17 protein-coding genes and 1 pseudogene are annotated in these 25,285 nt (G+C 72.6%); 13 read left to right on the top strand and 5 right to left on the bottom strand.

What is annotated here, in order from left to right:
* Nucleotides 1-67 precede the first annotated feature (67 nt).
* Together ACPZVR_RS17130 and ACPZVR_RS17125 are read left to right on the top strand one after the other, a co-directional pair.
* Nucleotides 68-2,113, top strand: a complete 2,046-nt coding sequence (locus tag ACPZVR_RS17130; protein WP_436700850.1) for an SDR family oxidoreductase — start codon at nucleotides 68-70, stop codon at nucleotides 2,111-2,113.
* 59 nt (nucleotides 2,114-2,172) lie between these two features.
* The gene (locus tag ACPZVR_RS17125) at nucleotides 2,173-2,634 is read left to right on the top strand and encodes a hypothetical protein (protein WP_436700849.1); all 462 of its coding nucleotides are present in this window, start codon (nucleotides 2,173-2,175) and stop codon (nucleotides 2,632-2,634) included.
* Between the two features lie 35 nt (nucleotides 2,635-2,669).
* On the opposite strand, the gene ACPZVR_RS17120 is transcribed toward ACPZVR_RS17125, so the two are convergent.
* From ACPZVR_RS17120 to ACPZVR_RS17110, 3 genes are all read right to left on the bottom strand, one after another.
* On the bottom strand, nucleotides 2,670-4,133 hold the full coding sequence (locus tag ACPZVR_RS17120) for a glutamate-cysteine ligase family protein (protein WP_436700848.1): 1,464 nt from the start codon (nucleotides 4,131-4,133) through the stop codon (nucleotides 2,670-2,672).
* A gap of 23 nt (nucleotides 4,134-4,156) precedes the next feature.
* Nucleotides 4,157-8,500, bottom strand: coding sequence for a family 78 glycoside hydrolase catalytic domain (locus tag ACPZVR_RS17115; protein WP_436700847.1), 4,344 nt, complete (start codon nucleotides 8,498-8,500; stop codon nucleotides 4,157-4,159).
* 90 nt (nucleotides 8,501-8,590) lie between these two features.
* Entirely contained in the window at nucleotides 8,591-9,592 is a 1,002-nt protein-coding gene (locus ACPZVR_RS17110) for a DUF4192 domain-containing protein (protein ID WP_436700845.1), read from the bottom strand.
* Between the two features lie 134 nt (nucleotides 9,593-9,726).
* Between ACPZVR_RS17110 and ACPZVR_RS17105 the strand changes: the two genes are divergently transcribed.
* From ACPZVR_RS17105 to ACPZVR_RS17095, 3 genes are all read left to right on the top strand, one after another.
* Nucleotides 9,727-11,073: a DNA polymerase IV gene (locus tag ACPZVR_RS17105; RefSeq protein WP_436700980.1), complete on the top strand. Its 1,347-nt coding sequence runs from the start codon at nucleotides 9,727-9,729 to the stop codon at nucleotides 11,071-11,073.
* A gap of 10 nt (nucleotides 11,074-11,083) precedes the next feature.
* Entirely contained in the window at nucleotides 11,084-13,273 is a 2,190-nt protein-coding gene (locus tag ACPZVR_RS17100; protein WP_436700844.1) for a S9 family peptidase, read from the top strand.
* Nucleotides 13,274-13,434: 161 nt separating this feature from the next.
* Nucleotides 13,435-14,409, top strand: coding sequence for a sigma-70 family RNA polymerase sigma factor (locus ACPZVR_RS17095; RefSeq protein WP_436700843.1), 975 nt, complete (start codon nucleotides 13,435-13,437; stop codon nucleotides 14,407-14,409).
* Nucleotides 14,410-14,796: 387 nt separating this feature from the next.
* Here the strand turns inward: ACPZVR_RS17095 and coaE are convergent, their stop codons facing one another.
* Complete coding sequence (gene coaE, locus ACPZVR_RS17090) at nucleotides 14,797-15,405, bottom strand: dephospho-CoA kinase (protein WP_436700842.1); 609 nt, start codon at nucleotides 15,403-15,405, stop codon at nucleotides 14,797-14,799.
* A gap of 22 nt (nucleotides 15,406-15,427) precedes the next feature.
* Here coaE and ACPZVR_RS17085 point away from each other — a divergent pair, with 22 nt between their 5' ends.
* The gene (locus ACPZVR_RS17085; RefSeq protein WP_436700841.1) at nucleotides 15,428-16,666 is read left to right on the top strand and encodes a class I adenylate-forming enzyme family protein; all 1,239 of its coding nucleotides are present in this window, start codon (nucleotides 15,428-15,430) and stop codon (nucleotides 16,664-16,666) included.
* Here ACPZVR_RS17085 and ACPZVR_RS17080 read toward each other — a convergent pair.
* On the bottom strand, nucleotides 16,663-18,177 hold the full coding sequence (locus ACPZVR_RS17080; RefSeq protein ID WP_436700840.1) for a helix-turn-helix domain-containing protein: 1,515 nt from the start codon (nucleotides 18,175-18,177) through the stop codon (nucleotides 16,663-16,665). The genes ACPZVR_RS17085 and ACPZVR_RS17080 overlap by 4 nt on opposite strands.
* Before the next feature lie 114 nt (nucleotides 18,178-18,291).
* Between ACPZVR_RS17080 and gabT the strand changes: the two genes are divergently transcribed.
* The 7 genes and pseudogenes from gabT to ACPZVR_RS17045 all read left to right on the top strand — a co-directional run.
* A complete protein-coding gene (gene gabT / locus ACPZVR_RS17075) occupies nucleotides 18,292-19,647 on the top strand; it encodes a 4-aminobutyrate--2-oxoglutarate transaminase (RefSeq protein WP_436700839.1) in 1,356 nt (451 codons plus the stop codon).
* Nucleotides 19,647-20,933: a Glu/Leu/Phe/Val family dehydrogenase gene (locus ACPZVR_RS17070; RefSeq protein WP_436700838.1), complete on the top strand. Its 1,287-nt coding sequence runs from the start codon at nucleotides 19,647-19,649 to the stop codon at nucleotides 20,931-20,933. The genes gabT and ACPZVR_RS17070 overlap by 1 nt, the downstream gene beginning before the upstream one ends.
* Nucleotides 20,934-20,958: 25 nt before the next feature.
* Nucleotides 20,959-22,344, top strand: a complete 1,386-nt coding sequence (locus ACPZVR_RS17065) for an NAD-dependent succinate-semialdehyde dehydrogenase (protein WP_436700837.1) — start codon at nucleotides 20,959-20,961, stop codon at nucleotides 22,342-22,344.
* Nucleotides 22,345-22,419: 75 nt separating this feature from the next.
* On the top strand, nucleotides 22,420-22,869 hold the full coding sequence (locus ACPZVR_RS17060) for an SRPBCC family protein (protein ID WP_436700836.1): 450 nt from the start codon (nucleotides 22,420-22,422) through the stop codon (nucleotides 22,867-22,869).
* A gap of 70 nt (nucleotides 22,870-22,939) precedes the next feature.
* The gene (gene serA / locus ACPZVR_RS17055) at nucleotides 22,940-24,133 is read left to right on the top strand and encodes a phosphoglycerate dehydrogenase (RefSeq protein WP_436700835.1); all 1,194 of its coding nucleotides are present in this window, start codon (nucleotides 22,940-22,942) and stop codon (nucleotides 24,131-24,133) included.
* A 119-nt stretch (nucleotides 24,134-24,252) separates the two neighbouring features.
* The gene (locus tag ACPZVR_RS17050; protein WP_436700834.1) at nucleotides 24,253-24,885 is read left to right on the top strand and encodes a DUF6318 family protein; all 633 of its coding nucleotides are present in this window, start codon (nucleotides 24,253-24,255) and stop codon (nucleotides 24,883-24,885) included.
* Nucleotides 24,882-25,285: pseudogene (locus ACPZVR_RS17045) on the top strand (hypothetical protein); the annotation flags it as partial. The gene ACPZVR_RS17050 and the pseudogene ACPZVR_RS17045, both read left to right, overlap by 4 nt.

Below are 25,285 nucleotides of genomic sequence, written 5' to 3'. Positions count from 1 at the left end.
AAGCAAGTTCCCGGAGGTCGCCTCCCGCCGCGCTGCCGACCGTTGTAAAAGCGCGTAGCGTGCGCGCATGGCCTACTTCGTGACCGGCGCCACCGGGTTCATCGGGCGCCACCTCGTTGCCGAGCTCGTCGAGCGCCGCGAGGGCCCGGTGTTCGTGCTCGTACGTGCGTCCTCGCTCCCGCGCATGGAGGCCCTGATCCGGCAATGGGGGTCCGACCGGGTGCGACCGGTCGTCGGCGACCTGACCCGGCCGCGCCTCGGCGTCGACCCGGACTGGGTCACCGAGCACGCCGGGACGATCGACCACTTCCTCCATCTCGCCGCGATCTACGACATCACGGCCGACGACGCGACCAACGACGCGATGAACATCGACGGCACCCGCCATGCGCTCGGCCTGGCCGAGGAGCTGCGCGCCGGCTGCTTCCACCAGGTGTCGTCCGTCGCGGCGGCCGGCGACCACCACGGCCGGTTCGACGAGACGATGTTCGAGGAGGGACAGCCGCTGCCCTCGCCGTACCACCGCACGAAGTACGAGTCGGAGAAGATCGTCCGCGACGAGGCCGCCATCCCCTGGCGGGTCTACCGGCCGGCCATCGTGGTGGGCCACTCCGAGACTGGCGCGATGGACAAGATCGACGGCCCCTACTACTTCTTCCCGCTGATCAAGCGCCTGCGCGACGCGCTGCCCGCCTGGCTGCCGCTCGTCGGGCTCGACCTCGGCGACACCAACCTGGTGCCGGTCGACTACGTCGCCAAGGCGATGGACCACCTCGCGCACCTGCCCGACCGCGACGGCGAGACCTTCCACCTGGTCAACCCGGAGCCGCAGCCGGTGATCGAGATGATCAACGCGTTCTGCGCGGCGGCCGGCGCGCCGCGCTTCGCCACCCCCGTCGACCGGTCGATCACCTCTGCCGGCCCGCTCGGGCTGATCCCCCGCGCGCTGCGCCCGCTGAACGTGATGAACGCCGTGGTCCGCTCCGCGCCCGCGCAGCGGATCCTCGACCAGACCGTCGGCCGGCTCGGCATCCCCGCCGAGGTGCTCGCGCACACGTCCTTCCCCTCGGTCTTCGACTCACGGATCACCGAGCGGGCCCTCGCGGGCTCCGGGATCGCGGTGCCGCCGCTCGAGACCTACGTCCGGGCACTATGGGGCTACTGGGAGGAGCACCTCGACGACACCACCGGTCGCGACGCCAAGGCGGTGGCCGCGCTCAAGGACAGGTACGTCGTCATCACCGGCGCCTCCTCCGGCATCGGCCAGGTCGTGGCGCTCAAGGTCGCCCAGGCGGGCGGCGTCCCGGTGCTCGTCGCCCGGGGCAAGGAGAAGCTCGAGGCCACGAAGGCGATCATCGAGCAGCGCGGCGGCCGTGCCGAGGTCTTCGCCTGTGACCTCTCCGACCTCGAGGCGATCGATCGGCTCTGCGAGCAGCTGGTCACGGACCTGCCCAGCGTCGACTACGTCGTCAACAACGCCGGCCGGTCCATCCGGCGCTCGCTCAAGCTGTCGCAGGACCGCTTCCACGACTTCGAGCGCACCATGCAGCTCAACTACTTCGGTGCGATCCGGCTCGTGATGGGGCTCATGCCGCAGCTGCACGCCCAGCGGTCGGGCCACATCGTCAACATCTCCTCGATCGGTGTCCAGACCAACCCGCCGCGCTTCTCGGCCTACGTCGCCTCGAAGGCGGCGCTCGACGCCTGGAGCAATGTCGTGTCGTCGGAGGTCGTCGGCCACGGCATCAGCTTCACCAACGTGCACATGCCGCTGGTGCGCACGCCGATGATCGCGCCGACGAAGATCTACGACAAGTTCCCCACCATCTCGCCGGCCCAGGCCGCCGACGTCGTGATCAAGGCGATGGTCGACAAGCCGCATGAGATCAACACCGCGCTCGGCACCGCGGGAGAGCTGGCGCACACGATCGCGCCGCGGACCGCCTTCCGCATCCTCAACCTGGCCTACCAGGTGTTCCCGGACTCCGCTGCGGCCAAGGGACAGCGGCCCGCCTCCCAGGCGGCCGCCGTGGCCGAGGAGTCGCCCGGCAGCAACCATCGCGAGACCGAGCAGATGCTCCTGGCCCAGCTCTTCCGGGGCGTCCACTGGTAGTCGCCCGACCCCTGTGGAGGACGCGCGCACGACCGCCGCGGATCAGGCAGGCTCCCGCCATGATCGAGGAGCCGGTGCCGACGCTGCTCCAGCGGGTGCTGCGCCACGCCGTGCGCGAGCATGCGGCCGCCGAGGGCCGGTGCCAGCTGCCGCCCGCCCTGCACGTCGGCATCCCCGGGGGCCGGGTCCGCACCTTCGCGCTGCCGGACGACGGCCCGCTCGACCTCGCCCTGCGCACCGAGGCCGTGGAGGCGATGTGCCGTGACCACCTCGCCGGCGATGTCGTCCCCCTGGTCTGGCTGACCCGCACCCCGGAGGGTCACGACGTCGAGGATCTCGCCTGGGCGGCCGCCGTCGGCTGCGCCGGCGCCGAGCTCGGCGTGCGCCTCGACCTGGTCGTCGTCACCCGCCGCTCGTGGCGCGACCCGCGCTCCGGCGTGGGCCGGCAGTGGACCCGGCTGCGCCGCCCGCCGGGCCAGGCGGATCACGCGGATGACGCGGGCGCCGGTGCCGCCGGATAGCGAAGGGTCGATCCCGGTGCTCGTCCGCGGCGGCCTCAGGCCCAGGTGTGGACCGGTTCGTTGTCGTGCATCCGCGTGCGGTAGTCGGCCAGCACCGCCCGCAGGGCGTCGTACCGGTCGGCATCGTCGCGCTCCTGCACCCGCCGGGCGAACCACTCCGCGGCGTTGGTGCCGCTCAGGCAGCGCTGCTCGATGATGTCGAGGTAGCGGTGCGCCTCCGCGGCGTCCACCCCCCAGGCGGTCAGCCCCTCGTGGGCCAGCGGGAGCAGCCGGCGCACCACGAGCTCGGTGGCCCGCACCTTGCCCAGCTGGGGCCAGTAGACGTCGGCGTCGATGCCGAACCGGGCGGCGCTGTGGAAGTTCTCCTCGGCCGCGCTGAACGACATCTGCGACCACAGCGGGCGGTCGTTCTCGGCGAGCGCGCGGACGAGCCCGAAGTAGAACGCCGCGTTGGCGACCGTGTCGACGACCGTCGGCCCCGCCGCCAGGATCCGGTTCTCGACGCGCAGGTGGGGCAGCCCGCCGGTGATGTCGTAGACCGGCCGGTTCCAGCGGTAGATCGTGCCGTTGTGCAGCCGCAGCTCGGAGAGGTTGGGCGTGCCGCCCGCCTCCAGGACGGTGAGGGGGTCCTCCTCGTCGAGGACCGGGAGCAACGGCGGGAAGTAGCGGACGTTCTCCTCGAACAGGTCGAACACCGAGGTGATCCACCGCTCACCGAACCAGACGCGGGGCCGCACCCCCTGCGCCTTGAGCTCCTCGCCGCGGGTGTCGGTCGCCTGCTCGAACAGCGGGATCCGGGTCTCGGACCACAGGTGCTTGCCCAGCAGGTAGGGCGAGTTGGCCGCCACCGCGAGCTGGATGCCGGCGATGGCCTGCGACGCGTTCCAGTACGCCGCGAACTGGTCGGGGCTCACCTGCACATGGAACTGGGTGCTGGTGCAGGCCGCCTCCGGCATGATCGTGTCGACGGTCGCGTTGAGCCGCTCGACGCCGCGGATGTCGATGAGGATGTCCTCTCCCCGGGCGCGCAGGATCTGCTCGCTGAGCAGCCGGTAGCGGGGATTGGCGCTGATCACCTCCGCACGCAGGTGCTCGGGGGCGAGAGTCGGCAGGATGCCGATCATCACCAGGTGGGCCCCGAGCGCGGCGGCCCGCTGCTCGGCGTGGTTGAGGCTGTCGCGCAGCTGGGTCTCGTAGCCCTCCAGACCACCGGCACGCAGCGGTCCGGGCGGCAGGTTGAGCTCGATGTTGAACTGCCCGAGCTCGGTCTGGAAGTCGGGGTCCTCGATGGCCTCCAGCACCTCGGCGTTGCGCAGCGCCGGGTCACCCGCGTCGTCGACGAGGTTGAGCTCCACCTCGACGCCGGTCCAGGGATCGTCGGTGTCGAAGGCCGACTCGCGCAGCATCCGCTCGAACACGTCGAGGCATCGGCGGACCTTCTCCCGGTAGCGGGTCCGGTCGGCGGGCGTGAACTCCTGGGCCGCGACATCGTCTCCCATGCATCGACCCTAGATCATCCGGGTCACCGGCGAACCGCGTCGATCCGGCGCCGGAAGTCCACCCACACGTCGCGCCGGCGGGGTCCGTAGAACGTGTCGGCCCCCGCACCGCCGCGCACCCGGTCGCGTCCGCCGCCGCCGGCGAGGTGGTCGTCTCCCCTGCCGCCGCGCAGCACGTCGGCTCCGCCTCCGCCGTGGAGCAGATCGGCACCGCCCTTGCCGATCAGCCGGTCCCGGCCGGCGCCTCCCCAGATCAGGTCCGTCCCGCCGGTGCCGACCAGACGCTCTCCACGCGGGCCGCCGCGGACGACCGTGAGCGTCACGGCCGCCGTGCGCCCGCCCGCGGTGACCGTCACGGTGACCCGTGCCCGCCCCTTCGCCCCGGTCGGGGTCAGCACCAGGCGACGACGGGCGCCGTCGCCTTCGACCAGGACGCCGTCGGGGGCGAGCACCCGGTGGTCGGACGAGGCGATGTCGACCCGCGCCCCGTGGACGTCGGGGGCGATCAGCCGCAGGTCCAGCGTCGCCCGCCGCTTGGTGATGGCCTCCGGCTCGAGCGCGGCCGCCACGGGCAGCGGCGTGCCGGGCGTGCCGGGCGTGCCGGGCGTGGTCGGTGGGCTCGTGACCAGGTCGGTGGTGCACACGTCGGTGAGACGACGCGGGACGTCGACAGCCGCGACGGTCGCGACGAGGTGACAGCCCGCCGTCACGTCCGGGACGACGAGGTAGCCGTCCTCCGGCGTCACGGTGCGGGCCACCCCGTCGACGTAGACCGTCGTGGGACCGGTCGCGGTCGTGGGCAGGCTGATCGAACCCCGGGTGTTCCCGGGAACCGACGCCACCACGCGCAGCGCGCCGTCGGAGGCGTGGTCGAAGGCCGCGCCGACGCTGCCGCGCACGGTCGGGGTCGTGATGGCCGCCCAGTCGAGGTCGCCCGGCTGTGGCCTGATCTCGAAGGTCGCGTAGCCCGCGGAGGTCGGCCGGATGCCGAACAGGCCGGACGGGACATTGAATGCCGGTGAGGCGGCCCACGGGTGGGAATAGGTGAGGTTGGGCTTCAGCGACGGGTCCCAGGCCTCCATGGTCGATCCCGCACCGAGGTCGATCATGTGCAGCCAACTGCGCACCCCGGTCCCCGTCGTCAGCATGTCGAGCGCCGCCTGGCCGTTGCCACCCGCGTAGAGGCCCTGCACCAGGAACGCCGCGCAGTAGACGCTGCACACCATCCCGCGCGAGCCGACGTACTGCGCGACCGCAGCGCGCTGGTCGTCCTCCGGCACCCCGAAGGCGAGCGCGAACGCGCTGGCGTGCACCGCACTGTGCCCGGACGGGTTCAAGGAGGCGTCGAGACCGTCGTCGTAGCTGCCGGTGGCGGAGTCGTAGAGCCTGCTGTTGAGTCCCGCGCGGACGCCGTCGGCCAGGTCGGTGTAGGTCGCGGCATCGGCGTCCTTCCCGAGGGCGGTGGCGATCTCGGCCATGTCACGGAAGGCGCGGTAGGACAGGGCGTTGACGACCGTGTTGAACGTGCGGAACTGATAGCCGTCGCGCTCGGCCGCGGGCCAGTCGACGATGTCGCAGTCGGTGGAGCTGCTGCAGCCGTTCGCGCCACTGCTCTTGCCCACCAGGCCGGTCGCCGGGTCCACCCAGGCGGTCGGCAGCTTGGTCTTCAGCACCTCGTAGTAGGCGGCCATCTGACTGGTGTCTCCGGTCTGCTGCCACGCGTCGCGGACGGCGAGCACCACGTAGATCGGCCACTCCGTGGGCCAGGTCCGGTTGTTCTTGAAGTAGTCCATCGAGTAGCGCGCGAGGGACAGGTCGTCCATCAGGTAGAGCGTCGACATCTGCTGGAGGTAGCCGTCGGCCTCGTAGTTGATGCGCTCGCGGGTCCAGGAGTCGGTGTAGAAGTTGAGGTTGACCGACTCGATGGAGTTCTTCGCCAGCTCGTAGACCGAGACCAGGTCCGCGTCCGAGGAGGCGAAGGTCGAGGCGTCCGCATCGAACGGGTAGACCAGCGCCAGCGCCTTGAGGTTGTCGGCGGTGACCTCCTCGGGCGCCCCGTCGACCTGGAGGTAGCGGAACACCCGGGCTCCCCACGTGTCGATCGTCCGCTCGCCGTCGGCGAGGGTGACGACGTCCTGGTAGTTGTTGCCGGTCGACAGGTTGTGCTTGACCGTCCCGTCGGCGTTCTTCACCTCCCCGAAGCGCAGCGTGACGGTCGCGCCGGAGGTGCCGTCGACGGTGTAGTGCACACCGCCGATCCACGTGCGTCCGAAGTCGACGACGTAGCTGTCGTCGTCGAGCCGGGTGATCGAGACGGGATCCTCGAGTCGTTCGCGGACCTTGTCGGTGGGCGTCGCTGCCAGCTCACCGATCGGCGGCCGCACGGCGGCCGGCTCCCAGGTGGCGTCGTCGTAGCCGGGCTCGCCCCAGCCCCACGGGTAGGCACGCGCGTCGAGGTTCTCCTTGGGGGCCGCGTAGACACCGGTGCCGATGCTGCCGGCGCTGGGGAGGACGGCGGCCCCGTTCAGTGCGCGCCATGCCGAACCGGACCCGAAGACGTCCCGGGTGCCGTCGGCGTACTCGACGACGAGCTCGGCCTGGAACTTCTGCCCACTCGTCGTGTAGGCCAGCGCACCGATCGTGTTGGTCGCGCCGCGCTGCAGCCGGTCGGTCACGTCGTAGCCGTCGTAGCGGGTCTCGGCCCCGACCGACTGGGTGGGCCCGAGGCCCACGAAGGCACCGTTGAGATAGGTCTTGTGGACGTACTGCTTGGCCGGCTTGGCGTTGGTCCCCGTCGCGTAGAGCGCGCCCCAGGAGATGTCCTTGTCGGCCAGCTCGACGTCGGCGCGCAGGAACGCCCAGTTGACCGCCGCCTCACTGATCAGGCAGTTGGCGGCCTTGGGCACGGTCAGCGCGCCGCCGTCGAGCGACCCGCAGGCGAACGGGTTGACCGAGGCGAAGTCGCCGGCGAGCAGGCTCCCGCCACCGCGGTGTTCGGTGACCGACACGTCGTCCACGATGCCCGTCTCGCTGTTGCCGGTCCGCACGCCGACGTAGCCGCGGCGGTAGGAGGCGTCGGTGACCGTGCTGACCAGGACGCCGTCGATCGAGGTCCGGATCGTCGTCCCGACGGCGGCGATCTGCACCGTGACCCGCTTGCCGATGGCCAGCGTGCCGGGCGGCAGGCTGACGGTGCTGCCGAGGGTGGCATAGGTGCCCGACGACTGCTTGTGCGGCACGATCGTGTTGTCGGCACCGCGCAACTGCCACATGTACCCGTTGCCGTTCTCGTCGGTGCGGAAGCGCAGCCCGAGCGCCACCGCCGACACCGTCACGTCGGCGGTGTAGGTGTAGTCGGCCCAGGACCCGGCGACGAGGTCCAGCTTCGAGGGGCCGACGACCAGCCTGCCGCCGGAGACGCTGAGCGTCGGCATCTCGGCGACATCGCCACTGAAGTCGTTGCTGTAGAGGACCTCCCCCGATCGATCGGTCACCACGACATCGTCGAAGGTGGCCTGCTCGGTGCTGCCCGTGCGGAAGCCGATCCCCCCGCTGGGGAACGCCGTGTGGTCGTCGCCGGAGCGCACGAGGACGCCGTCGATGTAGGTGCGCACCGTGGTGCCGACGATCTCGAGGCGCAGCGTGTGGGTGGTGCCGTTGTCGATGGTCAGGCCGTGGTCGGCCAGGCTCGTGGTGTCGATCGCGGTGGTGCCGCTGTGGGTCTTGAGCGTGTTGGGGTCGGTCGCGGCGCCGGTGCTGCGGATCTGCCACAGGTAGAACGACGACGAGCTCGTCGCGCGGAACAACACGCTGGCGGCGTTGGCCACGACGGTGAAGTCGGTCTCGAAGGTGTAGTCGGTCCAGTTCGACGCGCTCGGCGCCCAGATGGGTGACGAGTCGTCCCACGTCGTGCCCGTGCCGAACTGAGCGACCTCGGACCAGGCCGTCGCGGCGTCGTCGTCGCCCCAGGTCCGCACCGCCCAGTAGTAGCGCTCCGCCGGCGCGAGTGCGGCTCCGTCGTAGGCGATGCCCCGCTGGTCGCTGCTGGCCACCCGGCCGCTGTCCCACACGTCGCCCTCGCCCGAGGCCGCGCCATCGCGCGAGCTGGCGACGACCACCTGGTACGCCGTCTGGTGGGTCGTGCCGACATGCCAGCCGAACAGCGGGGTGCCCTCGACGTCGACCGGTCGTGCGATGCCGTTGACGGAGAGCCCCCGCGGCGCGCTCCCGGCCGCGCTCTCGGACGGCGCGGCGGCGACCGCTCCGGTCCCGGCCGGCGGTCCGGCGGAGGCGAGCGGGGCGACGGCGGTCAGCGAGCCGGTCAGCACGACCGCCTCCAGGGCGACGACGAGGAGGCGACGGATCATCGACTGCGCTTTCTGTTGTCCGGTGACGACCGCCACACTGTCGTTGAATCGGTTCAATCGCGCAACCCGTTGGCCTGATCCGGACAACGCTCACCAGCCGGCCCATCGGGGCGCTCTCCACAGCGCGGGCGGGACGGCACCACGCAGGATCGACGCCAGGTGCTCGGCGAGCCGACAGTCCGGCTCGACGCTCAGACAGCGGTCGACGGCGATCCAGGCGAGCGCGCCGTCGCCGGACTGCCAGGCCGACCAGCCGAGCAGCGCGGCCGGCGCGGCCACGAGGGCGTCCGGGGAGCGGCGTACGGCATCGGTCCAGAGCCGGACGTGCGCCAGGGCGTTGTGGCGCCCGAGGTCGGCCCAGGCGGCGTCCCGGACCCGGGGCGCCTGCAGCACCCAGAGCAGGCGGGCGAGCTCGGCGTCGTCAGGGACCCCGTCGTCGGCCAGCAGCCGGGCGACCGTCCGGCGCACCCACTCGCCGGCGTCGCGGATCGAGCGCCCGTCCGTCGGCACGCCGGCGTCGGCGAACCGGCCGGCCAGCAGCGCCTCTCCGAGCGACGACGCCGCGGCGGCGTCCTGGTCGAGGGAGGCGGCCAGGTCGGCTCGTGACCTTGCGAGCCTCCCGGCGACGGTCGCCCGCACGACGAACGGGTGCGCGGTGACGTCGTAGGCATGCCGCCGTCGGCGGGCGGCCGGATCGGGGTGGTCGAGCTCGCGGTAGTGCGTGCCATCGGCGAGCAGGGCCGTGACGACCGCGATACCGGAGCGCCGGCAGGCGCGCCGCAGGACGCGGTGCACGGCCTCGGCGACCGGAGGATCGTCGGTGTAGTAGAGCAGGACGGCATGGGTGGCGCCGTGGCACCGGGCCGGGCCGAGGAGGTCGTCGGCGAGCTGCCGGCGCAGGTCTCGCGCCTGCAGTCCGGCGGGCGGCAGGTCGATCCGCGCGTGGAACGGGTGCCGGGCGCCGAAGGTCATCAGCACGACGGACCGCTCGGGCCAGAACCCGATGAGGACGGGAGCGGCGGCGAGCAGGTCCTCCGGGCCGTGCACGGTCAGGGAGGTGGTCGGACGGGGCGTCTCGGAGGTCGTGGTCATGACGAGCACGGTGACGCCGGGGGCCGTCGAGCGGGTGGATCGACCGCACGCGCTTGGGGAGGACGGCGGCGCGGACCCGCACTGGGGACGGGCGAGGGCCTCCGCTGTCACTGGTGAGCACTAACGTGACGTCCGTGCGCCCCCACGCCTCGGTCCTCCATCTGGACCTCGACGCGTTCTTCGCGGCGGTGGAGCAGCGCGACAAGCCCTCGCTGCGAGGGAAGCCGGTCATCGTCGGTGGCACCGGCGGTCGCGGCGTGGTCTCGACCGCGTCCTACGAGGCCCGGGTCTTCGGCGTCCGCTCGGCGATGTCGACCCGGGAGGCCCGCGCCCGCTGTCCGCACGCGGCGTACCTCTCCGGCCGCTTCGAGGCCTACCGCGCCACCAGCGCCGCGGTGATGAGGGTCCTGCGCGACTGCTCGCCCCTGGTCGAGCCGCTGTCCCTCGACGAGGCCTTCGTCGACCTCGCGCGGGCCGACCTCCCCGACCTGGAGGTGCCGACGGTGACCGCCCTGGCCGAGGAGCTCCGGGCGCGGGTGCGCGAGGTGACCGGCGGGCTGACGGCGTCGGTCGGCATCGCCTCGTCGAAGTTCCTCGCCAAGATCGCCAGTGACCTGCGCAAGCCCGACGGACTGGTCGTCATCGAGCCCGGCGCCGAGCTCGATCTCCTCCGCCCGCTGCACGTGTCGGTCATCCCGGGCGTGGGACCGGCGACCGTGGAGCGGCTGCGCCGGGCGGGCGTCCACCGGGTCGAGGAGCTCGAGCGCGTCAGCCAGGAGGAGCTGGTGCGGCTGGTCGGCAAGGCGCAGGGGGTCGCCCTCTTCCACCTCGCGCGCGCCGAGGACGACCGGCCGGTCGTCGCGGACCGCGAGACCAAGTCGGTGAGCGTCGAGGGCACCTACGAGCACGACCTGACCGACCGGGCGCAGATGAGCGCGATCGTCACCCGCCAGGCCGGCGAGGTCGCCAAACGGCTGCGGGCCAGCGGCCTGTCCGGCCGCACCGTCACCATCAAGGTCCGCCTCTACGACTTCACGACCCTCAACCGCTCCTCGACCCTGCCCGCGCCGACCGACGATCCCGCGACCGTCGCCCGCCTCGCCCGCACGCTGCTCGAGGACCTCGACACCTCGGGCGGGGTGCGCCTGCTGGGCGTCGGCGTCTCCGGCCTCGCCGACTGGATCCAGGAGGACCTGTTCGCGGCGAGCGGAGCGGAGGACGGCGCCACGGCGGAGGCCGACCCCGAGCCCGAGCCGGACCAGGCCGGGGCGCGCTGGCGCAGTGCCAGCTGGGCGCCCGGGATGGACGTCGTGCACACCGAGCACGGCCGCGGCTGGGTCTGGGGGTCGGGCCGCGGCGTGGTGACCGTGCGCTTCGAGACCGCCGAGACCCCGCCCGGCCCGGTGCGCTCCTTCCCCGCCGACGACCCGGACCTCGAGCGCTGGCGACCGCCGACCTCGGAGCAACCGGCGGAGCAGTAGCGTTCCGGGCATGCCCGTCGACCTGCCCGTCCCGCCAGCAGCACCGAGCGCCCCGCGCCACCCCGTCACGACGACGCACCACGGCCACACCCGCACCGACGAGTACGAGTGGCTGCGCGCGAAGGAGGACCCGGCGGTCATCGCGCATCTCGAGGCCGAGAACGCCTACACCCAGGAGCGCACGGCCCATCTCGCCGAGCTCCGAGGGCGGATCTACGACGAGATCAAGGCCCGCACGCTCGAGACCGACCTCTCGGTGCCCACGCGGGTCCGCGGGTACTGGTACTACGGGCGGTCCTTCGAGGGCCGCCAGTACGGCGCCAGCTGCCGCGTCCCCGTCGGCGACCCGGACGACTGGACGCCCCCGCAGCCCGCGGCCGACGCGACGCCGGACCAGCCCGCGCTGCCCGGCGAGGAGGTGCTGCTCGACCTCGACGCACTGGCCGAGGGCCATGAGTTCTTCAGCCTCGGCGGATCCGCGGTCAGCCCCGACGACCGCCTGCTCGCCTACGCCGTCGACGTGGTCGGCGACGAGCGCTACACCGTGCGGGTCCTCGACCTGGAGACCCGCGAGCTGCACGAGGACGTGCTCACCGACGTCCTCGGCGGCGTGACCTGGGGCGCGGTGTCCGATTCCGGGACCGCGACGCACTTCTACTACACGACCGTCGACGAGACCTGGCGCCCCGACAAGGTCTGGCGGCACCGCCTCGGCACGGCGCAGGCCGACGACGAGCTCGTGTTCCACGAGCCGGACGCCCGCTACTTCGTCGGCGTCGGGCGCACGCGCAGCCGCCGCTACGTGCTGATCGCCGCGAGCTCGAAGACGACCTCGGAGTTCCACGTCCTCGACGCCGCCGACCCGCAGGCGCGTCCGGTCTGCTTCGCGGAGCGCACCGACGGGATCGAGTACTCCCTCGAGCACGCCGTCGTGGGCGGCCAGGACCGCTTCCTGGTGCTGCACAACGCGACCGGCCCCGAGTTCGAGCTGGGCCACGCGCCCGCCGTACCCACGGCGCCGGCGGACTGGCGTCCCCTGCTCGCCCACGACCTCGCGGTCCGGCTGGAGGACGTCGACGCCTTCGCCGGCCACCTCGTCGTCCAGCAGCGCAGCGGTGGCAGCAGCCAGGTCCGGATCCTCGACCTGGGCGACGACCCCGAGCGCCCGGTGACGGGCGACCGCCTGGTCGAGTTCCCCGGCGAGCTGGCCACCGTCGGCGCCGGCAGCAACCCGGCGTTCGAGCAGCCGACCATCCGGGTGGGGATGACCAGCCTCGCCCGGCCGTCGGCGGTCTACGACCACGACCTGCGCACCGGCGAGCTGCTGCTGCGCAAGCAGGCGCCCGTCCTCGGCGGCTACGACCCCGACGCCTACGAGGAGCACCGGCTGTGGGCGACGTCGGTCGACGGGGTGCGGGTCCCGATCTCCCTGGTCGTCCGCAAGGGGGTGCGCGGCCCGGACGGCACCGACCGGGTCCCGGTCCACCTCTACGGGTACGGCGCCTACGAGGCCTCGATCGATCCCTACTTCGCCGTCAGCCGGCTCTCCCTGCTCGACCGGGGCGCGGCGTTCGCGATCGCCCATGTCCGCGGCGGCGGCGAGATGGGCCGGCACTGGTACGACGACGGCAAACTGGAGCACAAGCAGCACACCTTCGACGACTTCATCGCCGTGGCCCGCCATCTCGTCGAGTCCGGCTGGACCACGGCGGAGCGGATCGTCGCTGAGGGCGCCAGCGCCGGAGGGCTGCTCATCGGCGCCGTCGCCAACCAGGCGCCCGAGGCGTTCGGGGGCTTCGTGGCCGGGGTGCCCTTCGTCGACACCCTGACCACGATGCTCGACGCCACCCTCCCGCTCACGGTCCCGGAGTACGACGAGTGGGGCAACCCGACCGACGACCCGGTGGCCTACGAGCGGATCGCCGGGTACGCGCCGTACGAGAACGTCGCCGACCTGCCGTACCCGCCGATCCTCGCCGAGACCTCTCTCAACGACACCCGGGTGCTCTACGTCGAGCCCGCGAAGTGGGTGGCCCGCCTGCGCGAGCGCGCGCCGCGGGCCGACGTCCTCCTGCGCACCGAGATGGCGGCCGGACACGGCGGCGTCTCGGGTCGCTACCGCGCCTGGGAGGACCGTGCGTTCTCGCTCGCGTGGATCCTGGACCGTCTGGGGCTGGCGGACGTGGAGCCCGCAAGTTGAGAACTCCCTGAGATTCACCGCGGAGCGCAACTTCCGGGATTCCCCGGTCGTCAAAGCCGGTGAGAGCAACACCGAAGGTCCTGGGGAATCCCGGGTACCACCCCGGTGTTGGAACCACAGGTGCGGAGGGCTTCCACCGCACGGGCGAAGGAGGGACCGCGATGACGACCACGATGACGAGGCCGGCGAGCACGAAGCGGAACACCGGGCGGGAGATCGAGGGCCGCGACAGCGTCGGGCTGTACCTCGACGAGATCGCGCGCACTCCCCTGCTCGACGCGGCGCGGGAGGTCGAGCTCGCGAAGGCGATCGAGGCAGGCCTGTACGCCGAGCACCTCCTCGCCGAGGGCCGGGTCGGCCGCCGCAAGGGCGGCGCCCCGAAGCAGGCCAGCCAGGCCGAGCTGGAGTGGATCGCCGAGGAGGGCCGCAAGGCCGTCACGGAGTTCATCAACGCCAACCTGCGCCTCGTGGTGTCCATCGCCCGCAAGTACGGCCGGGCGCAGATGCCGATGCTCGACCTGATCCAGGAGGGCAACACCGGCCTGATCCGCGCCGTCGAGAAGTTCGACTACGCCAAGGGCTACAAGTTCTCCACCTACGCCACCTGGTGGGTCCGCCAGGCCATCACCCGCGGCATCGCCCAGCAGGCCCGCGTCGTCCGGCTCCCCGTGCACGTCGTCGAGGAGCTCAACCAGGTCGGCGGAGCCCGCCGCACGCTCGAGCGCCAGCTGGGCCGCGACCCGGAGCCGGCCGAGATCGCCGCCGAGCTCGGCCTGGAGGTCGACCGGGTCCTCGACCTCATGGCCTGGGGTCGTGAGCACGTGAGCCTCGACACCCCCGTCGACGAGGACGGCGACACCTCGCTGGGCGACCTGATGGCGCAGGAGACCGCGCCCGGTCCCGACCTGACCGTCCTCGACGTCGAGGCCCGCGACCGACTCAACACGCTGGTCGATCAGCTCGACCCGCGCGCCGCCGACATCATCCGCTCGCGCTACGGCCTCACCGACGGCCGGCAGCACAAGCTCGCCGACATCGGCGTGAAGCACGGGATCTCCGCCGAGCGGGTGCGCCAGCTCGAGCGCGAGGCGCTGCAGAAGCTGCGCCGACTCGGCGACCCGGACATGGCCGCCTGAGCGACCGCCGGGCCGAGCGCGAAGGATCCGGGGCCGGCCACGGGCGCCGCAGGGCGCCCGTGGCCCTCCAGGGCGAGCATCTGGAAGGTGACCAGGCTCGCCAGCACGGCGACGTAGAGCAGGACGAAGCGCCGATGCGTCGCTCCCACCATGACCACGGTCTCCCTCACCCTGCGGACGGCGCTCCACAGCAGCCCGCCGCGCGACGCTCACCCCTGAGGCGATCGCACGGCGGGCCACTCGGCATGCCCGCCGATGGTGACTCCCGATGGCGCGGTGTCGAGTCCGCGCCACCGCCGGCGGGCACTCGGAGTAGACCACGCCGATCGGGCCGCTGGGGGCCGTCCGGCCGCCGTTTGTGCGCTGCTTGACAACTATTCGTCGAGATTATTCGTCGAGATCGGCCCGGGACCGGGCCCGAAGGGCGCCGAAGACCTCCTCGACCCGCCGGCGCAGCTCCTCGCGGGACCCCGTGTTCTCGATGAGGTACGTCGCCACGGCGCGCCGCTGCTCCCGGGTCGCCTGGGCGGCGATCCGGGCCCGGCCGTCCTCCTCCGTCCAGCCGCGGTCGCGGACCATCCGCTCGAGCTGGACCTCCTCGGGGGCGTCGACGACGATGACGGCGTCGAAGTCCGCGGCGCGGCCGGACTCGACCAGCAGCGGGATGTCGTGGACGACGATGCCGTCGGCGGGGGCGGCCGCCTCGAGCTCGGCGTACCGTTCGAAGACGAGGGGGTGCACGATGCCCTCCAGCACCTTGCGGCGGGCCTCGTCGGCGAAGACGAGCGCGCCCATCCGGGGCCGGTCCAGCTCGCCGTCCGGGGTGAGCATCTCGGGGCCGAAGGCCTCGACCACCGCCGCCAGGCCGGGGGTGCCCTTCGCCACGACCTCGCGGGCGATCTGGTCGGCGTCGATGACGACCGCCCCCAGCTCACGCAGGATCGACGACACGGTGCTCTTCCCCGAGGCGATCCCCCCGGTCAGTCCGACGCGCACACGCGGACCCTACTGTGAGCCCGTGCCGAACGAACGGGTCGCCCTGCTCCTGCCGGGTTCCCACGCGTACGTCGACGCCGTGCTGCGGATGCTGAGCGCCGGCGTGTTCCCGATCCCGTTGGACCCGCGGCTGACGCCGGCCGAGCAGGAGCGGATCCTGGCGGGGCTGGATCCGACCGCCGTCGTCCGGACCGAGGAGGAGCTGGGTGCGCTGTGCGCCACCCTGCCGCCGGCCGGACTCCCGCGGGGCCGGCCGATGCACTGCACCAGCGGCACGACGGGGGTGCCGAAGGGGGTGTTCTCCGGGCTGCTGTCGCCGGCGGACGCCGCCGCGCTGGTCGCCGAGGAACGTGACCTGTGGGGCTTCGGTCCCGACGACGTCAACCTGGTGCTGAGCCCGCTCTACCACTCGGCGCCGCTGCGCTTCGCGATGGGAACGATCCTGGCGGGCGGCCGGATCGTGATCCCGGGGCCGTTCGATCCGGCGGCGGTCACGGCCGCCATCGAGGCCGAGCGGCCGACCACGATGTTCTGCGTGCCCACCCACCTGCAGCGCCTCTTCGCGCACTGGGACGAGCACGGTGTCCCGGACCTCACCTGCTTCCGGCTGGTGGCCCATGCGGGAGCGCCCTGCCCCACCGATCTCAAGCACCGGCTCGTCTCCGCCTTCCCGCCGGGCTCGACCTGGGAGTTCTACGGCTCGACCGAGGGTCAGTTCACCGCGTGCCGCAGCGAGGAGTGGCTGGACCGCCCGGGCACCGTCGGTCGGGCCCGCCCGGGCCGCGCGCTGAGCATCGACCCGGACGGCACGATCTGGTGCACGGTGCCGCCGTTCGCGCGGTTCAGCTACTTCGGGGCGCCGGAGAAGACCGCCGCCGCCTGGCGGGACACGCCCGACGGGCCGGCGTTCACCGTCGGCGATCTCGGGCGACTGGACGCCGACGGCTACCTCTACCTCGACGGACGCCGCGAGGACCTGATCATCAGCGGCGGCGTCAACGTGTACCCGACCGAGGTCGAGCAGGTGCTCGGCACGTGCTCCGGCGTGGTCGACGTCGCGGTGGTCGGCGTCGACGACCCGGAGTGGGGCCAGCGGGTGCGCGCGGTCGTCGTGGTCGGCGTCGCCGGGCCGACCGAGGAGGATCTGCGGGCCTTCGCCCGGGAGCGGCTGGCGCCGCCGAAGCGGCCCAAGGAGTACGTCTTCCTCGACGAGCTGCCCCGCACGCTGACCGGCAAGGTCCGGCGGACCGAGCTCCGCTAGGGCTGGTCCGTCGGGTGGTCGGTCGGCTGGTCCGTCCGCTGGTCGGCGGCCAGCTCCAGCGCCAGCCAGGCGCCGACCCGCGCGGCCGGGTCGTCGAGGTCGAGGCCGCTGAGCCGCTCGATCTCGACCAGCCGGTTGCGCACCGTGTTGCGGTGCACGCCCAGGTCGTGGGCCACGGCGCCGCGGGAGCCGTGATGCCGCAGGAAGGCGGCGAGGGTGGCGCGGTGCTCCGCGTCGAGCGGGGCGAGCAGGCTCGCGGCGTACTCCTGGCCGAGCGCCTCGGGCACCAGCGCGAGCGGGCCGGCGTCGGCGACGTCCTCCCACCGGCGCACCGGGCTCGTGGCGGTCGTGCGCTCCAGGGCGTGCCCGGCGGACTCGGCGCTGCGGCGGGCGTCGTGGGCCGCCGTCGCCCGGCCCACCCCGGCGCGCAGGCCGGTGCCGGAGACGACGTCGAGCACGGCCGGCACCCGGGCCGGCGGGACGACCGCGACCAGCTCGGCGTGGACGAGCCCGGGCAGCACGCCCGCACCGCCGAGCTGCTCCTCCAGCTGGTCGAGCGCATCGTCGAGCGCGTCCTCGGTGCCGCTCATCCGCAGCACCCGCAACCGGTCGGGGACCACCCGGCCGCCCTCCGCGGCGTCCAGCAGGACCTCGGCCGAGCGGAGGTCGCCGGCGAGGAGCAGCTCGAGCGCCCGGCTCAGCAGCCGCCGGTCGGCGGACCGGCGCTCGGCGCGCCGCTCGACGGCGAGGCTGAGCAGCACGGCGGTCGTGCTGATCGCGGCGCGCAGCGGATCGCCCGGGCCGCTCGGCGCGGCGACGGCGAGATAGTGCTCGGGCCGCCCGGCCAGGCCGATCGGTCGCACCACGGTGGTGACCTGGCCGCGGCCGGTCGTCGAGACCGCCCCCAGCCCCTGCCCGCGGATGCCGGCCACCTCGGCTCGCACGAGCTCGAGGTCGAGGCGCTCCGGCCGGGCGCCGAACGGCCCCTCCTCCGGCTCGCCGTCGCGATGCACCAGCGCGACCGCTCCGTCGAGCAGCTGGGCCAGACGCTCCAACAGCGGGCGCAGGTCGAGGCCGAGCGCGGCCTGGGTGAGCCGGCGCTGCAGGTCGAGCGCGAGCCGCGTCGCCGCCGCCTCCTGGTCCTGGAGCAGCTCGGCGGCGGCCCGCGAGACGGCGACGAAGTGCGTGGCGCGCGGCACCTCCAGCAGGGTGAGCCCGCGCGAGCGACAGGCGGCGACCAGGCGGTCCGGCACCCGCTCGTGGGTGAGCCCCACGCCCACGGCGAGCGCGGCGGCGCCGGCCGTGACCAACCGGTCGACGTACGGCTCCCACTCGTCGCTCCACCCGCGCGTGCCCAGCCCGGTGGTGAGCAGCAGCTCCCCGCCCTCGAGGTACGGCGTGGGGTCGGCCAGCTCGCTGGTGGCCACCCAGCGCAGTGCGGGGCCGTCGGCCGGGTGCACGACGCGCAGTCCGAGGCGTCGTACCGCCACCAGGTCCGCCACCGTCACCACGGTGCCATTCTTGCACAGCGTGGGCAGCCATATTGTGCAGATCGTTCATGGTCGTGGGAACCTCCCGGCCCTACCGTCGTCTCAGACCCACCCGGCCTTCCACGGAGGACACCCATGAGCCAGCAGCCCACCGGCGGCCCCAGCATCACGCAGGAGCGACGCCTCGTCACCGCCATCCCCGGGCCGCGCTCGCAGGAGCTGGCCGCTCGCAAGGCGAAGGCGGTCGCGTCCGGCGTCGCGGTCGGCCTGCCGGTCCAGGTCGTCGCCGCCGGCGGCGGCATCCTCGTCGACGCCGACGGCAACCAGCTCATCGACCTCGGCTCGGGCATCGCCGTGACGACGGTCGGCAACAGCGCGCCGCGGGTGGTCGAGGCCGTGACGCGGCAGGTCGCCGAGTTCACCCACACCTGCTTCATGGTCACGCCCTACGAGGGCTACGTGGCCGTCGCCGAGAAGCTCAACGAGCTCACCCCCGGCGCCCACGAGAAGCGCTCGGCGCTGTTCAACTCCGGCGCGGAGGCGGTGGAGAACGCCGTGAAGATCGCCCGCTCGGCCACCGGCAAGCAGGGCGTCGTCGTCTTCGACCACGCCTACCACGGCCGCACCAACCTGACCATGGCGATGACCGCGAAGAACATGCCGTACAAGAAGGGCTTCGGGCCCTTCGCCTCGGAGGTCTACCGCGCTCCCCTGTCCTACCCCTTCCGCGACGGCGGGCTGGACGGCGTCGCGGCCGCACGCCGGGCCATCGACGTCATCGAGAAGCAGGTCGGCGCCGACAACCTCGCCGCCGTCGTGATCGAGCCGATCCAGGGCGAGGGCGGCTTCATCGTCCCGGCCGAGGGCTTCCTCCCGGCCCTGGTCGCGTGGTGTCGCGACAACGGCGTCGTCTTCGTCGCCGACGAGGTGCAGACCGGCTTCGCGCGGACCGGCGAGCTCTTCGCGTGCGACCACGAGGGCGTCGTACCCGACCTCATCGTGACGGCCAAGGGCATCGCCGGCGGACTCCCGCTCGCCGCCGTGACGGGCCGGGCCGAGCTCATGGACGCCGCGCACGCCGGCGGTCTCGGCGGCACGTACGGCGGCAACCCGCTCGCCTGCGCCGCCGCGCTCGCCGTCTTCGAGACGATCGAGACCGAGGGTCTCGTCGATCGTGCCCGCACCATCGGCAAGACCATGACCGAGCGCCTCGCCGCCCTCAAGGAGAGCGACCCGCGCATCGGCGAGGTCCGGGGCCGCGGGGCCATGATCGCCGTCGAGCTCGTCCGGGCCGGCACGACCGACCCCGACGCCGACCTCACCAAGAAGGTGGCCGCTGCCGCCAACGCGCAGGGCATGGTCGTGCTGACCTGCGGCACCTACGGCAACGTGCTGCGCTTCCTGCCGCCGCTGTCGATGCCCGACCACCTCCTCGACGAGGCGCTCGACCTCCTGGCCGGGATCTTCGCCGAGACCGCCCGGGCGAGCTGATGACCGCACTCGACCAGCCCGTCGCCCTCGACGATTCCCTGGGGGTGAGCGGGCCGCTGGCCGACGCCCGCACCCAGCTGCGCGAGGCCACGACGCTCCTCGGCTACGACGAGGGCCTGTTCCAGATGCTCGCCACCCCGCGCCGCGAGGTGACCGTGAGCATCCCGCTGCGTCGCGACGACGGCACGACCGAGCTGGTCGTCGGGCACCGCGTGCAGCACAACTTCTCCCGCGGGCCGGCCAAGGGCGGCCTGCGCTACTCCCCCGACGTCACGCTCGACGAGGTCCGCGCGCTCGCGATGTGGATGACCTGGAAGTGCGCCCTCCTCGACGTCCCCTACGGCGGCGCCAAGGGCGGCGTCGCCATCGACCCGCGGCACTACTCGCAGGCCGAGCTGGAGCGGGTGACCCGCCGCTACACCAGCGAGATCAGCCCCCTGATCGGACCTGAGCGTGACATCCCGGCACCCGACATCGGCACCGACGAGAAGACGATGGCCTGGCTGATGGACACCTACTCCGTCCAGCAGGGACACACCGTCCTCGGCGTCACGACCGGCAAGCCGATCAGCCTCGGCGGCTCGCGCGGGCGCGCCACGGCGACCTCGCGCGGCGTCGTCCACGTCGCCGTCGCCGCGCTGCTCTCGCGCGGCATCGACCCGGCGGACGCGACCGCGTCGGTGCAGGGCTTCGGCAAGGTGGGCCGGTACGCCGCCCGCTTCCTCGCCGAGGCCGGCACCCGGGTGCTGGCGGTGTCGGACCAGTACGGCGCGGTCCATTCCGCCGCCGGCCTGGACATCACCGCGCTGGAGGCGCACGTCGACGCCACCGGATCGGTCGTCGGCTTCGCCGGCGGCGTCGAGGTGCCTGCCGAGGCCGTACTGGAGGCCGAGGTCGACCTGCTCGTCCCGGCCGCCGTCGAGGGCGTGATCCGGGCCGACAACGCGGACCGGGTGCAGGCGCGCGTCATCGTCGAGGGCGCGAACGGACCCACGACGCCGGAGGCCGACCGGATCCTGCAGGAGGCCGGCCGGCTCGTCGTACCGGACATCCTGGCGAACGCCGGCGGCGTGATCGTGTCCTACTTCGAGTGGGTGCAGGCCAACCAGGCCTACTGGTGGAGCGAGAACGAGGTCGAGGACCGGCTGGCCGAGCGGATGCTCGCCGCCTGGGACTCGGTCAACGAGGCCGCCACCCGGCTCGACATCCCCCTGCGTACGGCGGCGACGGTCCTCGCCGTCGAACGCGTGGCCCAGGCGCACCAGCTGCGCGGCCTCTACCCCTGACCGACCGATCGACTGGAGAACGACCATGAGTGACACCACCTTCGAGGTCCACGACCCCGCGACCCGCGCGGTCATCGACACCGTCGCCGACGGCGGTGTCGCCGACGCGTCGGCCGCGGTCGACGCCGCCGCCGCGGCGTTCCCCGCCTGGGCGGCCACGCCCGCCCGGACCCGCGCCGAGATCCTGCGCCGCTGCTTCGACCTGATGGTCCGCGACGCCGACCACCTCACCGGCCTGATCGCGTCCGAGAACGGCAAGTCCGTCGCCGACGCACGCGCCGAGGTCGCCTACGCCGCCGAGTTCTTCCGCTGGTTCTCCGAGGAGGCGGTGCGCGGCGAGGGCACGTACGGCGACGCGCCTGCCGGCAATGCCAAGACGCTGGTCACCCACGCCCCCGTCGGGGTCGCCGCCCTCATCACGCCGTGGAACTTCCCCGCCGCGATGGCGACCCGCAAGATCGCTCCCGCCCTCGCCGCCGGCTGCACCGTCGTGCTCAAGCCGGCCGCGGAGACCCCGCTGACCGCCCTGGCCGTGGCGCGGATCCTGCTCGAGGCCGGCGTACCCGAGGGCGTCGTCAACGTGGTCCCGACCACCGACCCGGCCGCGGTCGTGACCGCCTGGCTCGAGGACCCGCGAGTCCGCAAGGTCAGCTTCACCGGCTCCACCGGCGTGGGCCGGACCCTCCTGCGCCAGGCGGCGGACCGCGTGCTCAACACCAGCATGGAGCTGGGCGGCAACGCGCCCTTCGTGGTCACCGCCGACGCCGACGTCGACGCCGCGGTCGCCGGCGCGATGATCGCGAAGTTCCGCGGCGGCGGCCAGGCCTGCACGGCCGCCAACCGGTTCTACGTCCACGCGGACGTGGCCGAGGAGTTCGTCGCGAAGCTCTCCGCCGCCGTCTGCGCACTGAGGGTCGGACCGTCCGCCGACGAGACCAACCAGATCGGCCCGGTCATCAGCGAGAAGGCGCTCAGCGGCATCACCAAGCTGGTCGAGGCCGCCGTCGCCGACGGCGCGCGCGTCGCCGCCCAGGGCAGCGTCCCGGAGACCGGCTGGTTCTTCCCGCCGACCGTCCTGGTCGACGTACCCGTCGGCGCGCCGATCCTCTCCGAGGAGATCTTCGGCCCCGTCGCGCCGATCGTCACCTGGACCGACGAGGACGCGATGCTGGCGTCCGTCAACGACACCGAGTTCGGCCTCGCCGCCTACGTCTACGCCGGCCGGCTCCAAGACGCGCTGCGCCTCGGCGAGCGGATCGAGGCCGGCATGGTCGGCATCAACCGCGGCATCGTCTCGGACCCCTCCGCTCCGTTCGGCGGGGTCAAGCAGAGCGGCATCGGCCGCGAAGGCGCTCACGAGGGCATCCGCGAGTACCAGGAGACGCGCTACTACAGCGTCGACTGGAGCTGAGCCCGCCCCGTGGCGTCCAGGGACCGTCGCCGCACATCTCTGGACGCCGCGGAGCACAGCTGCTCCACTGGAGAGGTGCGTTTCGAGGTGATGACCCGCGCCGCCCCCGATCAGGTCCTGCGCGCCTTCACCGACTTCACCGAGCGGCGTCCGGAGATCTGGAACCGGACTCTCGACCCGACGACGTACCAGGTCCGCGAGCAGGGCGCGACCTGGGCGGTCGCGCGCGAGAGCACGCCCCGCTCCCCCTTCTGGGTCGTCGCGCGCTACGACTGGTCCGATCCGTCCCTCATCCGCTGGACCGAGATCGAGAACAGCTACGGCGGCAACGGCTCCGGCTCGGTCAGGATCACCCCCACGCCCGACGGCGGCAGTCACCTCGATGTCGAGTGGAGCTCCCGCGACCCGGCCGGCCTCCGCGACCGGTTGTTGCTCTTCATGCTCCACCACGGCCCGATGCACCGGCTGATCGCACGGATGTGGACAAGTGCGTTGGACCGATATGCGGACGCGGGACCCACGTGAGCACCGCGGCCACCGTCCACGGCTGCCGCCCGCTGCGGGAGCACGCACCGCGGACAACTAGAGTCCTACCGTGAAGGCTCTGCTGCTCGAGAACATCCATCCCGCCGCCGTCGAGACCCTGGAGGGCCGGGGCTACGAGGTGGAGTTGCGCCCGGGATCCCTGTCCGAGGACGAGCTGATCGCCGCGCTGCCGGGAGTGCACCTCCTCGGCGTCCGCTCGAACACCAACGTGACCGCGAAGGTCCTCGACGAGGCGGCCGACCTCGTGGCGGTCGGCTGCTTCTGCATCGGCACCAACCAGGTCGACCTCAAGACGGCCGCCGCCAAGGGCATCGGAGTCTTCAACGCGCCGTACTCCAACACGCGCAGCGTCGTCGAGCTCGTCATCGCCGAGATCATCGCCCTCGCCCGCCGGCTGCCCGAGAAGACCCAGCGCATGCACGAGGGCGTCTGGGACAAGTCGGCCAAGGGCAGCCACGAGGTGCGTGGCCGGACCCTCGGCATCGTGGGCTACGGCAACATCGGCACCCAGCTGTCGACGGTGGCCGAGGCACTCGGGTTCAACGTCGTCTTCTACGACACGGCCGACCGGCCGGCCCACGGCACGGCACGGCGGCTGCGCAGCCTCAAGGAGCTGCTGGCGGTCGCCGACGTCGTGAGCCTGCACGTCGACGGCCGCCCGGGCAACGCCGGCTTCTTCGGTGCCGCGGAGTTCGCGGCGATGAAGCCGCGGGCGATGTTCATCAACGCCTCGCGCGGCATGGTCGTCGACTACGAGGCGCTGCGCGACCACCTGCTCTCCGGCCACATCGCCGGCGCCGCCGTCGACGTCTTCCCCTCCGAGCCGAAGGCCCAGGGCGACCCGTTCGACTCGGTGCTGCGCGGTCTCGACAACGTCATCCTGACCCCGCACATCGGCGGTTCCACGCAGGAGGCGCAGGAGGAGATCGGCTGGTTCGTCGCGGAGAAGCTCGCCCGCTTCGCCCTCGAGGGCAGCACCGCGCTGTCCGTCAACCTGCCGGCCGTGCTGCCGCCCGAGCTCCCCGCCGGCCGCCGCCTCGGGCTGCTGCACCGCAACGTGCCCGGCGTCCTCGCCGACCTCAATGCGACCTTCGCCGAGGCCGGCGACAACGTCGTCGACCAGCTCCTGTCGACCAAGGACGGCCTCGGCTACGTCGTCATCGACGCCGCCGACCCTCTCTCGACCGAGGCGCTGGAGCGGCTGCGCGCTGCGGAGTACTGCGTCTGGGCACGCACCTGGTGAGCGTCTGAGGTCCGCACCGCCTCTCCACAGCCGGGCGCCGGTCGGTGGCGTCCTGTGCCCGGGTCGGGATAGCGTCGCGAGGCGTCCCGGTCCGGGCGCTGCTCATCTCGGGAGGACCCATGCGCATCCACCGCACCGCCGGCGGCCCGCCGGCGCTCGGCCTGCTCGTGGCTGTGCTCGTCCTGCTGCTGTCCGCCGCCGCCTGCACCGGTGACGATCCCGATGCCGATGATCTGGATGGTCCGGGTGAGCCGACCTCGTCGTGGAGTCCGACCGGGACCATGGATCCGTCGTCGTCCGGCTCTGGTGAGCCGGTCGATCCGGTGGAGCCGGAACTCCCGGAGGTGGCGCGGGAGGCGAGTGAGGAGGGGGCGCGGGCGTTCATCGCGTACTACTGGGAGCTGATCAACTACGCGCAGGTGACCGGGGACGTGAAGGCGCTGAAGGCGGTCTCAGGCACGACCTGCACGGGCTGCGCCAAGGGCATCGCCGCGGTGAGCGAACTGTACGAGCCGGGCGGTCACGCCGAGGGCGGTGCGTACGAGCTTTCGATCAAACATGTGAAGGTCATCAACTCCGAAGACAAGGCGCTTCGGGGTGTCGAGGCCCGCTACGACGTGCGGAACGCAGAACAAGTGATCGTGCATGGCGACGGGACGCGCGAGACCATCGCACCGGCCACCACGACCTACCTGAGCTACTTGATCTGGATCGACGACGCCTGGCGCACCGACGTTCTGGAACCTCGATGATGCTCCGCACGGGCACGGTGGCCCTCCTGCTCGTCATTTGCTGGCCCGGGCCAGCTCAAGGAGACCCAGAACCGGACGTCGATGCCGGAACGAGGAGTGGCGGTCTCTTCGCGGAGGCAACGAAGCAGCAGGATGCAACGCCGACCCCGACGTCGGCTCAGAGCAGCCAGTCGACGGGTCCGCACATCAGCATCGGCAATCACGCCTGCCAGGGTGCCTCGCAAGTCGCGGAACCTAGCCAGAACGCCGTCTTCTGTTCTGGCGACGAAGAGGAACGCTCACTCACTGCTGAGGATGTGCGGCGGGCGTTCGCGGAGTTGGCCCTTCCGGCGGGAACGTTGAGCATCCAGCCGCCGGACGGGCTGACGTTGGTGAACTTCGAGACGAACTTCTACACCAC

The sequence above is a fragment of the Nocardioides segetis genome, from assembly GCF_051390595.1.
Taxonomy (GTDB): domain Bacteria; phylum Actinomycetota; class Actinomycetes; order Propionibacteriales; family Nocardioidaceae; genus Nocardioides.
The sequence above is the reverse complement of the archived record's forward strand: the minus strand, read 5'-3'. Positions and strand labels throughout refer to the sequence as shown.